Genomic DNA, 12,665 nt, shown 5'->3' with positions numbered 1-12,665 from the left:
GCCGTCCGGTTCGGGCGCGTCCGTCAGGAATCGGAGCGGACGAACGCGCTGAACCAGTGGCCGGTGATGTGGTCGGCCGGCGAGTGGAAAGGGAAGTCGGGATCGGTCATCTGGCGGAACAGGAACTCGGTGGCCGTGCAGTCGAACCGGGTGCCCTCGTCGAGTTCGGTCACGGCGTAGACGGGCCAGCGGTCGGGGTCGGGGCCTTCGGCGATCCACCAGAACGTCTCGTGATGCTCGTTGCTCGACCAGGGGATCAGCCCGCCGGGCAGGGGCCAGCCCGGAAGGCCGCCGGACGCGGGGTCGTCGCCGGCGAAGTACTCCCAGTACGAGATCAGTTCCTCCGTGTCGAAGACGTGGAAGAACTCGTCGAAGAGGCCGTCGCAGCCGAACGTCTCGACGAGCCGCTTGTAGTCGCCGGGCAGGGGCGTGCCCAGCCGCTTCTCGACGGACGCCCAGTCGGGCGGGGGCACCGGCGCCGGAGCGCCGTCGGTGATCGCGATCAGCCGGTCGAGCCAGGGCATGTCGGCGGGCAGGTCGTCCGGTCGGGTGAGGGACCGCTCCACCACGGCGACGGCGGGACGGCCGTCCGGGTCGCGCCCGACCGCCACCGCCCGCGAGGCCCAGAGCCAGGCGTGCGTCCAGTCGTGGCCGCCGTCGAAGGACAGCGGCGGCAGCCCGTGGACCGCGGTGTAGGGGCCCGCGCACTTGCGGGTGAGCTCCTTCACCAGGCCGTCCACGTCACCGGGGACGGGGAAGCACTCGTGCCCGTCCGGGTGGCCGGGCACGGGGCACCTCAGGTCGAGGGCCGTCGCGTGCTTGGCGCGGAGGACGGTTTCGGCCAGCTGCTCATGGTCCATGCGGAGAAGTCGAGCATCCGCCACCGACAGCCGGGGAGGGGAGGTGATGCACATCACACTGACGGATGTTGTTATCAGCTTGAGAATAACTATCTCCCCCCTTACCGTCCTGATGACGACAAAACGGGAGGCATCATGGCGGACGTTCAGCGCAGGCCGCTGCTGCGGCACCTGAGGGGCGCGCCCACCACGTACGTCCGGCACCTGCGGCGCGGGAAGCCGGTGCACGAGGGCGTGGGGGTGTCGTTCTGGTTCCGCCCGCTGTCGGCGGTGATCAGCGAGGTGCCGGTGGACGACCGGGAGCTCCCGCTGCTCTTCCACGCCCGCACCGCCGACTACCAGGACGTCAGCGTCCAGGCGACGGTCACGTACCGGATCGAGCAGCCGGAGCTGGCGGCGCGGCGGCTCGACTTCGCCATCAGCCCGGAGACCGGCGCGTGGCGGTCGGCGCCGCTCGACCAGGTCGCCACGATGCTCACCGAGAGCGCCCAGCAGCACGCGCTGACGCTCGCCGCCGGGATGGCGCTGCGGGACGCGATCACCGCGGGTCCGGTCGCCCTCCGGGACGCGGTGTCGGCGGGGCTGGCCGGGGACGCGCGGCTCGCCGACACCGGCATCACGATCGTCGGCGTCCGGGTCGTCGCCGTCCGCCCGGAGGCGGACGTGGAGCGGGCGCTGCAGACGCCCGCGCGCGAGGAGGTGCAGCAGGAGGCCGACCGGGCGACGTACGAGCGGCGCGCCCTCGCGGTCGAGCGGGAGCGGGCCATCGCCGAGAACGAGATGCAGAACCAGATCGAGCTGGCGCAGCGGGAGGAGCGGCTCGTCGCGCGGCGCGGGCAGAACGCGCGGCGGCGCGCCGAGGAGGACGCGGCGGCGGCGTGGGTCGCGGCGCAGGCCGCGGCGGAGCGGGAGAAGCTGGCCGCCGCGACGCAGGCGGAGAACCGGCGGGAGCTGGGCGCCGCCGAGGCGGAGGCGAACGCCGCGCACCTGGCCGTCTACCGCGACATGGACCCGGCGATCCTGCTGGCGCTGGCGGCGGACACGCTCGCCCAGCGGCTGCCGGAGATCGGGCAGCTCAACCTCACCCCCGACCTGCTGACCGGCGCGCTGGCCCGGCTGGCGCCGCCGCGGGACGACGCCCCGCCCGCCCCGCGCGCGCGGACCGGGCAGGCGGCGCCGCGGGGGCGGGCGTGACGCTCGCGCCGCGCGCGGTCGTCGTGCACCGCCGCACCGAGTACGAGGAGCTGCTCGCCCGGCACGGCAGCCGCGGGCAGGCGGAGTTCTTCCTGCGGTCCCGCGGCCGCGACATCGCCCCGGTGGACGCCGCGCACGCCGCGACCGCGGACGCGCTGGCGCGGGTCGCGGCGGCGATCCCGGTGGCGTGGCGGCGCGGCCTCGTGGAGCGCGCCGACCTGGACCGCTTCCTGTTCGCGCCCGACGACATCGTGGTCGTCGTCGGGCCGGACGGACTGGTCGCCAACACCGCCAAATACCTGGACGGGCAGCCCGTCGTCGGCCTCGACCCCGATCCCGGGCGCAACCCCGGCGTGCTCGTCCCCCACCCCGTCGACGCGTGCGCCGACCTGCTGCGGACCGTCGCCGCCGGACGCGCCGCCACCGAGCGGCGCGCGATGGTGCGGGCGGTCACCGACGACGGGACCGGGCTGACCGCGCTGAACGAGGTGTTCGTCGGGCACCCCGGCCACCAGTCCGCCCGCTACCGGCTCTCCTGCGGCGGGGACGCCGAGCGCCAGTCGTCCTCGGGCGTCCTGGTCGCGACCGGCACCGGCGCGACCGGCTGGTGCCGGTCGGTGTGGCTGGAGCGCGGCAGCGGCCTGCGGCTGCCCGAACCGGCCGAGCCCGGCCTCGCCTGGTTCGTCCGGGAGGCGTGGCCGTCGCCCGCCACCGGCACGTCCCGCACGGAGGGGCGGCTGGCGGCGGCCGAGACCCTGGAGCTGGTGTCCGAGACGGACGGGCTGGTCGTGTTCGGCGACGGGATGGAGGCCGACCGGCTGACACTGTCGTGGGGGTCGCGCGTCGAGGTCGGCGTGGCGCCCGGCGCGCTCAGCCTCGTCCGCTGACGAACACCGACGTCCAGAACCGCTGCCGGGCGGGGTCGGCGCCGATCAGGTAGGTGGCCTTGAGCTTCGGCGGGAGCAGCGGCGCGAGCGCCGCGACGGCTTCCGCGTGCGCCTCCAGCTGCGACAGCTCCGCGTTCGCGAGGACGCGGTGGACGGTGTCCGTCGCGTCCGAGCCCTCGGGCGGCGCGTCGCGGAGCCGCCCGGTCCAGGCGTCGAGGTCGGCGGACAGCTCGCGCAGGCCGGTGACCGGACGGCGCGACAGCCGGGCCTCCAGGTCGGTGAGCGGCACGGGCGCGTAGTCGCCGTCACCGAGGTAGATCTTCGCGACGTCGAGCGGCAGCCCGCGGCCGTGCAGCCGGATGAGCCGCTCAAGGGTCCGCTTGGTCATCCACTGCCGGCCCTCGTCGTCGATGTCGTTCTTCCACCACTCCAGGACGGTCTCGGCGGTCGGCCCGTACCGGGAGATCAGCCACTCGTTGGCGGGGATGTCCTCGGGGTCGATCTCCAGCGACGCGGTGAAGCGGGACGCCTGCGCGATGGTGTTGCGGGCCACGAGCAGCTTCCGCCCCAGGTGGTACGGCGGGTTCTGCAGGGCGATCTGCGCGCGGAGCCCCTCGATACGGCGCCCGGCCAGGGACCACTCCTGGGTGATCTCCATGAGGCGCGCGAACGCGGCCTTGTCCTTCGGGCGGTTGTACTCGTCCCACACGATCGCCTTGTCGCCGTCGCCGACGAACGGCGCGGCCAGGAGGTTGTCGAGGGTGCCGTCGAGGGTGGGGACGGGCGCGCACAGGTCCTCGACGTTGGTGACGGGCAGCGAGAAGTACAGCGGGTCGGTGCCGAGCTCCTCCCGCACGACCTCCTTGACCACCTCCGTCTTGCCGCAGCCGGGCGGGCCCTGGACGAGCACGGCCCAGCGGCGGTCGAGGGCCGCGCGGACCGCGCGGCGGACGGCGTCCGGGACGTGCGCGGGGTTCGGGGCGTCCGCGCCCGCCCGGCGCAGCTCGGCGGCGACGCGGTCGAGGACGTCCGGGGCCTGGTCCGGGCCGGGGCGCCCGTCGGCCCCGGGCTCCGCGAGGGCGAGGCGGCGCCCGTCCACCAGCGGCAGCCCCCACGCGAGGGGGAACCCGGCGAGGCCGCAGTCGATGACGTGCTCCAGGGTGCGCGGGGACAGCAGGCGCCGCAGCGCGGGCGGCAGCGACGCCCACACGCGGAACACGCCGGTCAGGTCGACGCCGCGGAATTTGCGGGACAGCGCGGGGCGCCACGCGGTGTCGGCGGCGGTGACGCGCAGCGTCGCCATCCGGTCGAGGACGGCGAGGTCGGTGCGGCGCGCGGCGGTCTCGTCGAGGGACTCGTTGTCGGTGAGGAACACGCCGATGCAGCCGAGCGCGCGGAGGTCGTGCTCGCCGAGCGTCCAGGTGCAGGCGATCTGCATGAGCTGCGACTGGATGGTGGCGCCCGCCTGCAGCGAGTCGTCGATGAGCAGCACGAACGGCTTGCCGGGCTTGAGCTGCCGCATGATGAGCTGCCGCAGCACCAGCTCCCCGTCGCCGGGCCGCCGGACGGGCGCGTTGACGAGCAGGTCGTCGGGGGTGAGGTTCGCCGCGGGCACGTAGACGAGCCGGACGCCGTCGAGGGTGCGGACGTGGTGGAAGAACGTGGAGGTCTTCCCGATCCCGTGCTCGCCGAAGACCTGCCCGGTGATGCCCAGGTCGATCATCGTGTCGATGAAGTGGGCCAGCCGCGGCCCGTCCGGCATGCTCATGCGACCAGTGAAGCGGTCCGCGACGCCCGGGATCACCCGATTTAATGGCGTGCATGCGCGACGACGAGGTGGCGACGTGCCTGCGCGTCCTCGCCGAACTGGCGGACGCGCCCGACGGCGACCCCGACCTCGAACGGGTGCGGGCGGCGGTGTCCGCGTTCGTCCGGCGGACGCGGGGACGGGAGCGGGCGGCGCGGCGGCGGCGCCGCGCGGAGGCGGACGCCGAGATCCTCGCCGGAACGGCGACCGGCGCCGCGGGCCGCGTCGAGGGCGCCCCCGTCGCGGCGCCGGGCGGGGCGGCGCTCCCGGCGCCCGCCGGACCGGACAGCGAACCGGGCAGCGAACCGGACGCCGCACCGGCGGCGCGGCACCCGGGCGCGAGCCCGGCCCGGTTGGGCGGGTTGCAGGTCTGCTACGTCTGCCGGGCGCACTTCCGCGACCTGGACGGCTTCTACCACCGCCTGTGCCCGCCGTGCGCGGCCGAGCACCGGGCGCGCCGCGACGCGCGCGCCGACCTGACCGGGCGGCGCGCGATCGTCACCGGCGGGCGGGTGAAGGCCGGGTTCGAGCTGGTGCTGAAGCTGCTGCGGGACGGCGCGGCGGTGACGGCCCTCACCCGGTTCCCGGTGGACGCCCGGCGGCGGTTCGCGGCCGTGCCCGACCGGGACGCGTGGTGGGACCGGCTCACCGTCACCGGGATGGACCTGCGGGACGTCCCGGCGCTCGTCCGCTGGTGCGACGAGCGGGTCGCGGCGGGCGAACCGCTGGACGTCCTGGTGAACCTGGCGGCGCAGACGCTGCGGCACCCGCCGGAGGCGTACGCGGAGCTGCTGGCGGTCGAGGGGCGGGCGGCGCTCCCGCCGGGGCCGGGCGGGCCGCCGGTGGCGACCGCGTCGGGCACCGTGGACGTCGCGGGGCTGCTGCCCGACCCGTCGCCGGTCAACTCGTGGACGCGGCTGGTGCACGAGGTCGACCCGGTGGAGCTGATCGAGGTGCAGCTCATCAACGCGACCGCGCCGTTCGTGCTGCTCGGGCGGCTGCGCCCGCTGCTGGAGGCGTCCCCGCACCCGCGGCGGTACGTGGTGAACGTGTCGGCGGCGGAGGGGCGGTTCGGCCGGTACTACAAGGGGTCGGAGCATCCGCACACGAACATGGCGAAGGCCGCGCTGAACATGCTGACGCTGACGGCGGCGCCGGAGCTGGCGGAGCGCGGCGTGTACGTGACGAGCGTCGACCCGGGCTGGTTCACCGACCAGCAGCCGGAGCCGGACCGGGCGCGGCGGGCCGCCGCCGGGTTCCGCCCGCCGCTGGACGTCGTGGACGCGGCGGCCCGCGTGTACGACCCGATCGTGCGGGGCGAGCGCGGCGGGGACCCGCCGCACGGGGTCCTGCTGAAGGACTACCGGGTCGTCAGCTGGTGACGGCCCCGGCGGTCTCCAGCAGTTCGGGGAGGGTGCCGACGAAGCCGTCCTCCAGCAGCCGGAGCGCGACGAGCCAGGCTTCGGGACGGCCGCCGAGGTGCCGGTCCACGTGCTCGGCGAGGCGGCGCAGGACGCGCGGGTCGGGGGCGGCGCCGGTGCCGGGCGCGAGGACCGCGTCGGCGGGCGCGGCGGCCAGCACCTCGTCGGCGGTCGTGCCGCCGGGCCGCTCGAACAGCCGCGCGGCGTCCGAACCGTAGATCAGCGCGGCGTCCCAGTGCGGCGCCAGGCCGGGGCGGCGGAGGCGGCGGGTGCGGCCGTGCCCGGTCTCGTCGGTGAACGCCGGGGCGAGCCGGACGTCCCCGGCGAGGCCGAGGAGCGCACGGATCCGGGCGGTGCCCCGCGTCGCGGGCAGCCACAGCGACTCCGCCACGACCCGCAGCGTGTCCTCCGGGACGGTCTCGACGACGAACTCGGGCGTGAACGTGCCGGCCGCCAGGCCGTTCCCGACGACCTTGAGGACCACGTCCGCGCCCGGGACGGGCCCGCGCCCGCAGAGGTCGGCGAGCACCTCCGGCGCCGGGTCGGCGAGGAAGACGGCCAGGGCCGGATGGTCGGCGGCGAGCAGCCGCGCGAGGTCGAGGGGCAGGTCGGTGCGCTTCGCCATGAAGCGGGCCGCGCGGAGCGGGAACGGCCCGTCGGCGGCCCGGCGGCGCGGCTCGTCCGCGAGGACGTCGGCCCAGCCCACGCGGGGGATGCCGGGGTGGCGGCGGTCCACGACGGTGCGGAACACCGGGCGGCTCCCCCGGCCGGGCCCGCACGCGTGCGCGTCGGAGATCTCGGCGATCGTCCGCAGGAACTCGGCGCCGCGCACCCGTCCGGACAGCTCGCGCAGCGCCCGCTCGCCCTCCTCGCCGCGCAGCGCGGCCCGCGCGTACGCGAGGACGCTCGGCTCGGTGCCGTCCGGCCCCCAGCGGTAGGCGGGCAGCCGGTCCCGGTCGACGAGGTCGCGGATCTCGTGGTGGCGGCGGGCGTCCAGCAGGGTGCGGCACGCCTGGACGGCGCCGTGCGGGTCGGCGCCCGCGCCGAGGAAGCGGAGCGCGGCCCCGGCCTGCTCGGGGTCGGCCGCGTAGAGCAGCGCGTGGTCGAAGCTCTCCGGGGCCTTCGCGGACGGCAGCGCCTCGCGCAGGCGGTCGGGCAGCGGGCGCGGCGTGGTCCCGTCGCGGCGGGACGTCTGGTGCGCGAGCTGGCGGCGCAGGTTGCGCGGCAGGCGGGTGAGCGCGGCGTCGGCACCGACGAACGCCTCGTTGACCTCGGGGCTGTCGAGGTCGAGGAGCCGGCCGAGCAGCGACGGCGGGTCGCCGACCGTGAGGGCGTGCGTGACGAGCGCGTCGAGGTCGCCGGGGCGGCCGCGCCGCAGCAGCGCCTCGATGACGACGCGGTTCGGCGTCCCGTGGCTCCGCACGGCGTGCGCGACGCGGCCGTCCGGCAGGTGGCCGAGCAGCGCGTCCGTCTCGCCGGGGGTCGCGAACCGCAGCAGGCCGGCGGTGCAGCGCGCGATGTCGCGGGCGCGCGTCGTCTTACCGTGCGGGCTCATAGGGCGTCACCGTAGCCAATTTCGGGATCCATCGTGATCAGACGGGTTCCACCCGGTGGCAGGCCATCGGCGGGTCCCGGTGCTCGGGCCATTCGTCGCCGCCGGGCGTGATCAGCCAGATCCACTTGCCGGGTTCCGCGGGGGCGATGCGCTCGGCGTGCCCGTCGGTGACGACGACGACGGCGTCCACCGGGTCGTCCCGGCTCTCCGCGTACGCCTGGACGGCCCTGAAGCTCGTCCCGCCGCCGCCGCGCAGCGGTTCGCCCGGCACGAACGGCTTCACCGTCGCGTCGAACGCGACCCAGTCGGCCTCCACCCCGTCGATGCGGCCGACGAGCGCGGCCAGCCACTCGACCACGCCGTCCGGCATCGACCCGGACGTGTCGAGCGCGATGACGAGCGTCTTCAGCCGCCGCTGCCCGCGCCGCGCGAGCATCGGCTCGTGCCCGAGGGCCGCCAGCAGCGCGCCGCGCTTCTTCGGGTAGACGAGCCGCTCGCCCTCGGCGAGCCGCGAGCCGAGCACGTCCACGAGCCAGCGCTGCCACCAGTCGACCCGCCGCGTCGCCGACGTCCGCCCGCGCAGCGCGTGCGCGCCGAGGTCGCCCCAGATCCGGTCGGCGCGCTCCCCGCCGCCCTCGGTGCGGCGCAGCAGGTCGAGCAGCTCGCCGCGGGCGGCGCGGTCGCCGCGCCGGGCCGCGACGAGGACGCTGCGCAGGACGTCCGCGCCGATCCGGTCGACGGTCTCCTGGTCGAGCACGTCGAGGAGCACGTGGACGCAGACGGCGTGCTCGACGCCGGGCGGGTTCCGCATCCGCCGCAGCTCCCGGTAGACGCTCATGTCGGTGTCGATCCACTCCTCGTAGCGCCGCGGCCGGAGCCCCTGCGCGCCGAGGTCCCGGACGTACGCCCCGTACACGTCCCGGGGCGAGACCCCGACCGGGCGGCCGTCCAGTTCGGGCAGCCCGCCGCCGAGCCTGGCCAGCGCCACGTGGTTCACGGTGACCTCGCAGGCGAGCGTGAACACCGGGTCGGCCCGCAGGTCGGGGTCGGCGAACAGGTGCCGCTGGACGACGTGCCGGGCCTCATGGAACAGGACGAACCGGACGCCCTCGATGCCGATGCCGAGGAAGAAGTCCGGGTTGTAGAGCAGCAGGCACGACCCGTCGCCCGCCGCCACCACGGCCGCCGTGCCGACCGCCGTCGTCGGGATCTGGTGGTGGCACTTGCTGTACAGCCAGGACGCGACCGCGCTGTGCGTCATCCCGAGGTCGAGCAGCGCGCGCTCCTTCAGCCGCCGCGCCTCGTCCACGACCCGCGGGTCGGCGGGCGCCCACCGCTCCAGGGCGCGCCGGTCGAGCAGGTCGATCTCCGGAGCGCGCACCGCGCCCGTCCGTCCGGTGTCCCCGTAAGCCACGCCCCCACTCTCCCGGCCGCTCCCCGCGTTCTCCACGCATTTAGGGCGCGGGGGCGGAGCCGGTGCCGCCGAGGGCCGCCGACAGGTCGTCCGCCTTCCGGACGGCCAGGGCCGTGAGCCCCGCGAGCGGCGCGGCCATCACCGGCCACAGCCCGGGGATGAGCCAGATGGACCAGCCCTGAACGATCACCAGCAGCCCGAGGGCGAGCGAGCCCGCCGCCTGCCCGCCGGTGAACCACAGGAGGCCCGTCAGCCCCCGCGGCGCCGACTCCCGGGTGCGGTGCTTCAGCCGCCACCCGCTCGCGACGATCAGCAGCAGGCCGGTGGGGCCGGCGACGAGCGCGGTTCCCACGGCGCTCTCCGCGAATCCCCCGGGGTCCGCCATCGTCTTCTGGGTGCCCCCCGGCGCGGCGATCCGCACGACCTCGCCGAGCCAGATCGTGCCCACGACCGTGTCGCCGTCGTCCAGGTCGTCCAGGAGGGGCTCGTTCGTCCTGTACTCGGTCGGCCACACGTCGCCCGCGCGGTCGGTGAGCGTCGCCGTGATCTCGCTGCCCCGGCCCGAGTACAGGTGGATGTCGGAGATCACGAACTCCTGCTTCCACAGGCAGTCGGCGGGTTCGCGCGGCGCCGCCGGGCAGTCCCGCGCGGCGTCGAACGCGGCCTGGTCGGCGAGCCGCCCCGGCACCGCGACCAGCACCGTCGCAACGGCGCCGAGCACTCCCGCGATGCCGAGGAGCAGCCAGGTCACCGCGACCGCGACGGCTTTCCGGGAGGTTCGGTCGCTCATGACCGCAATGGTGCCATGATCACCTTTCTTCGCGGGCCGCCGACGCCGCCGCGACGCCGACCCGGTTCCACGCGTTGATCGCGGCGATCGTCCACATCAGGTGCGCCAGCCCGGCGTCGCCGAAGTGGCCGCGGGCGGCGTCCACCACCCCGCCCGGGACCCCGTCGCCGACCGCCGTCATCGCGTCCGTCAGCGCGAGCGCCGCCCGCTCGGCGCGGTCGAACAGCGGACTGTCCCGCCACGACGCGAGCGCCCGCAGGCGGCGCTCGTCCTCCCCGAACCGGCGCGCGGCGTCGGTGTGCATCGCCAGGCACATCGCGCAGCCGTTCAGCCGGGACGCGCGGACGCGGACGAGTTCGGCGAGCGCCGGGTCGAGCCCGGCACCCGCGGCGGTGTCGAAGGCGGCCATCGCGGCGTGCGCCTCCGGCGCGGCGGCGCGGACGTCGAACCGCCCGCCCTTCGCGCGCGCGTCCTTCGCTTGCGACGTCATCGAACCTCCCGTGGGCGCCGGCCCTGGACGGAGTACATGGTGTAGGAGCAGGCGCGGAAACCCGGGTGGGCCAGCAGCTCCCGCACCCCGTCGAGCTGCCCCGGCGTCATCCCCTCCCGGACGAACTCGTCCTCCAGGTGCCGCGCGTGGTGCGCGAGGAGCCGCAGGCCCGGCGCCCCCGCGTCCCACACCTCCACCCGCGACCGGGCCGCGACCTCGGTGAACCCCGCCGCGACCAGCGCGCGCACCGCGCGCCGCCCCCACGCGACATCGACCCCGGCGCGCGCCATCAGCCGGTTCTTCGCCGCGGTGAACGTGTCGTACAGCTCCCGCGCCGCCGCGCTCGGCACGTCCAGCGCGGGCGCGGCCGACGCGTCGAACTCGTCGAGCTGCAGGACGCCGCCCGGCTTGAGCGCGCGGAGCAGCCGGCCGAGCACGGCGTCGCGCTCCGGCAGCAGCCGCAGCACCAGCCGCGCGTGCACGAGGTCGTACCCGCCGTCCGGCAGCGGGTCCCGGACGATGTCGTGCCGCGTCACCCGCGGGCCCGCGGCCTGCGGATCGGGACGCACGTCGGTGGCGGTCACGCGCCCGCCCGGCGCGACCCGCCGCTCCAGCCACGCCGCGACGCCCCCGTCGCCCGCGCCGACCTCCAGGCACCGCCAGCCGGGCCCCACCCCCGTCCGGGCGAGGTTCTCCACGGTCATCGGGTCGTACGCCTCGCCCAGCAGGCGGTGCCGCTCGCGGGCGCCGACGACCGCGGTCACCGGCCGCTCCCGGCGTCGGCGGGCACGGCGGACTCGGCGGCGAGCCGCGCGAGCGTCGCGGCGCACACCTTGCCCGTCGGCCCGAGCGGCAGCTCGTCCAGCACCAGGAAGCGCTCCGGGAGCCGCCGCTTGTCGAGGCCGCGCTCCCGCAGGTGGTCGAGCATCGCGGCGGGCGTCGGCGGCGGCGCCCCGCGCGGCGGCGCGACGCACGCGCACATCCGCTCGCCGAGGTCGCGGTCCCGGACCGGCACGCAGTGCACGTCCGCGACGCCCGGGTGGGAGGACAGCTCCCGCTCCACCTCCGCCGGGGACAGGCCGACGCCGCCGCGGATGACGACGCGTTTCAGCCGGTCGAGCACCCAGAGCGTCCCGTCCGGGTCGAGGCGGCCGAGGTCGCCGCTGCGCACCCACCCGCCGGGGGCGCGGTGCCGCGCGTCCAGCTCGGGCGCCGCGACGTAGCAGAGCGGCGTCATCGGGCCGAGCGCCCAGATCTCGCCCGCCTCCCCCGGCGGCAGCGGCCGCCCCCGCGGGTCGCGGACGCTGATCTCCGCGACGTCCGGGTCGGGCACCCCCGCGAGCCCCGGCCGCCACCCGCCCGGCACGCGCCCGGTGTGGCAGTTGACGCCGTCGCTCGACCCGTAGATGTTCACGGGCGCGATCCCGAACCGGCGCGTGCACGCCTCCACCACGTGCCCGTGCACCGGGCCCGCGCTGGACACGACGGCGCGCAGCGACGACACGTCCGCGGCGGCCTCCGCCTCGGTCATCCGCCACAGCATCGTCGGGACGCCGAACAGGTGCGTCGGCCGGTGCAGCTCGACGGCGCGCAGCGCCGCCGCCGCGTCGAACCGGGGCAGCAGGACGAGCGTGCCGCCGAGCCGCGCGAGGACCACCGACGTCCCGAGCGACCCGTACGCGGACGCCAGCGACACCAGCAGCAGCGCCCGCATCGGCGCGCCGCCGCCGAGCGCCGCCACGTAGTTGCCGCGCCCGCCCGCCATCGCGTTGTGCGAGTACGCGACCATCTTCGGCGCCGACTCCGACCCCGACGACACGAGCAGCCGCGCCGGGGCCTCGGCGTCCGGCCGGGCGGGCCGCCAGGACCGGACCTCCGCGGCGCCCGCGTCGTCCAGCGACCGCGCCCCGGCGCCGGACCCGTCGATCCGGCGGTGCGGCGTCCACACCCGGGTGCGGGCCGGGACGTCCACCGCGTCGATCATCCCGGGCACGGTGACGAGCGCGGCGGCCCGCGACAGCTCCAGCAGCCGGGCGACGTCGCGCGGCCCCCGGGTGTGCGGGATCGCCAGCGCGACCGCCCCGATCGCCGCCACCGCCAGCTCGGCGACGACCGCGTCCCGCCGCCCGCCTGCTCCGCACCGCCGTCCACACCCCGGTGGACGGCGCCCCGCGCGCGCCCGTCGTCACCGACCTCGCCGCGATGGCCGCCGACCCCGCCTACGCGTCCCTCTTCGAGACCGACGGC

11 protein-coding genes are annotated in these 12,665 nt (G+C 76.5%); 3 read left to right on the top strand and 8 right to left on the bottom strand.

All coding sequences use genetic code 11. From position 1 onward, the window contains the following. Positions 1-23: 23 nt before the first annotated feature. Positions 24-860 (bottom strand): SMI1/KNR4 family protein, encoded by an 837-nt coding sequence (locus DMH08_RS40175; RefSeq protein ID WP_158642333.1) that lies wholly within the window; start codon positions 858-860, stop codon positions 24-26. Positions 861-995: 135 nt separating this feature from the next. Between DMH08_RS40175 and DMH08_RS17435 the strand changes: the two genes are divergently transcribed. Both DMH08_RS17435 and DMH08_RS17430 read left to right on the top strand, forming a co-directional pair. Next, positions 996-2,054 (top strand): SPFH domain-containing protein, encoded by a 1,059-nt coding sequence (locus DMH08_RS17435; protein WP_125615830.1) that lies wholly within the window; start codon positions 996-998, stop codon positions 2,052-2,054. Continuing rightward, positions 2,051-2,941, top strand: coding sequence for a hypothetical protein (locus DMH08_RS17430; RefSeq protein ID WP_125615827.1), 891 nt, complete (start codon positions 2,051-2,053; stop codon positions 2,939-2,941). Before DMH08_RS17435 ends, DMH08_RS17430 begins: the two co-directional genes overlap by 4 nt. Here DMH08_RS17430 and DMH08_RS17425 read toward each other — a convergent pair. Then, positions 2,925-4,709: an AAA family ATPase gene (locus tag DMH08_RS17425; protein WP_125615824.1), complete on the bottom strand. Its 1,785-nt coding sequence runs from the start codon at positions 4,707-4,709 to the stop codon at positions 2,925-2,927. The two genes, DMH08_RS17430 and DMH08_RS17425, sit on opposite strands and share 17 nt — an antisense overlap. A 53-nt stretch (positions 4,710-4,762) precedes the next feature. On the opposite strand from DMH08_RS17425, the gene DMH08_RS17420 reads away from it, so the two are divergent. Further along, entirely contained in the window at positions 4,763-6,130 is a 1,368-nt protein-coding gene (locus tag DMH08_RS17420; RefSeq protein WP_125615821.1) for a short-chain dehydrogenase, read from the top strand. On the opposite strand, the gene DMH08_RS17415 is transcribed toward DMH08_RS17420, so the two are convergent. The 6 genes from DMH08_RS17415 to DMH08_RS17390 are packed head-to-tail and all read right to left on the bottom strand — an operon-like array spanning position 6,120 to position 12,513. Continuing rightward, a complete protein-coding gene (locus DMH08_RS17415; RefSeq protein WP_125615818.1) occupies positions 6,120-7,724 on the bottom strand; it encodes a hypothetical protein in 1,605 nt (534 codons plus the stop codon). The two genes, DMH08_RS17420 and DMH08_RS17415, sit on opposite strands and share 11 nt — an antisense overlap. A 37-nt stretch (positions 7,725-7,761) precedes the next feature. Then, positions 7,762-9,138, bottom strand: a complete 1,377-nt coding sequence (locus tag DMH08_RS17410; RefSeq protein ID WP_125615815.1) for a DUF2201 family putative metallopeptidase — start codon at positions 9,136-9,138, stop codon at positions 7,762-7,764. Between the two features lie 40 nt (positions 9,139-9,178). After that, entirely contained in the window at positions 9,179-9,928 is a 750-nt protein-coding gene (locus DMH08_RS17405) for a hypothetical protein (RefSeq protein WP_125615812.1), read from the bottom strand. Positions 9,929-9,947: 19 nt separating this feature from the next. After that, positions 9,948-10,418, bottom strand: a complete 471-nt coding sequence (locus DMH08_RS17400; protein WP_125615809.1) for a carboxymuconolactone decarboxylase family protein — start codon at positions 10,416-10,418, stop codon at positions 9,948-9,950. Further along, complete coding sequence (locus tag DMH08_RS17395; RefSeq protein ID WP_233617652.1) at positions 10,415-11,182, bottom strand: class I SAM-dependent methyltransferase; 768 nt, start codon at positions 11,180-11,182, stop codon at positions 10,415-10,417. The genes DMH08_RS17400 and DMH08_RS17395 overlap by 4 nt, the downstream gene beginning before the upstream one ends. Continuing rightward, a complete protein-coding gene (locus DMH08_RS17390) occupies positions 11,179-12,513 on the bottom strand; it encodes a class I adenylate-forming enzyme family protein (RefSeq protein WP_233617651.1) in 1,335 nt (444 codons plus the stop codon). Before DMH08_RS17390 ends, DMH08_RS17395 begins: the two co-directional genes overlap by 4 nt. Positions 12,514-12,665: the final 152 nt, after the last annotated feature.

Origin of the sequence: Actinomadura sp. WAC 06369 (assembly GCF_003947565.1) — a bacterium.
GTDB classification, from domain to species: Bacteria; Actinomycetota; Actinomycetes; order Streptosporangiales; family Streptosporangiaceae; genus Spirillospora; species Spirillospora rifamycini.
This window is presented reverse-complemented; position numbering and strand designations above follow the sequence as displayed.

Coding starts and splice junctions, on each gene's coding strand:
- DMH08_RS17420 (WP_125615821.1), top strand. CDS start 4,763: ATGCGCGACGACGAGGTGGCGACGTGCCTGCGCGTCCTCGCCGAACTG.
- DMH08_RS17400 (WP_125615809.1), bottom strand. CDS start 10,418: ATGACGTCGCAAGCGAAGGACGCGCGCGCGAAGGGCGGGCGGTTCGAC.
- DMH08_RS40175 (WP_158642333.1), bottom strand. CDS start 860: ATGGACCATGAGCAGCTGGCCGAAACCGTCCTCCGCGCCAAGCACGCG.
- DMH08_RS17405 (WP_125615812.1), bottom strand. CDS start 9,928: ATGAGCGACCGAACCTCCCGGAAAGCCGTCGCGGTCGCGGTGACCTGG.
- DMH08_RS17435 (WP_125615830.1), top strand. CDS start 996: ATGGCGGACGTTCAGCGCAGGCCGCTGCTGCGGCACCTGAGGGGCGCG.
- DMH08_RS17425 (WP_125615824.1), bottom strand. CDS start 4,709: ATGAGCATGCCGGACGGGCCGCGGCTGGCCCACTTCATCGACACGATG.
- DMH08_RS17415 (WP_125615818.1), bottom strand. CDS start 7,724: ATGAGCCCGCACGGTAAGACGACGCGCGCCCGCGACATCGCGCGCTGC.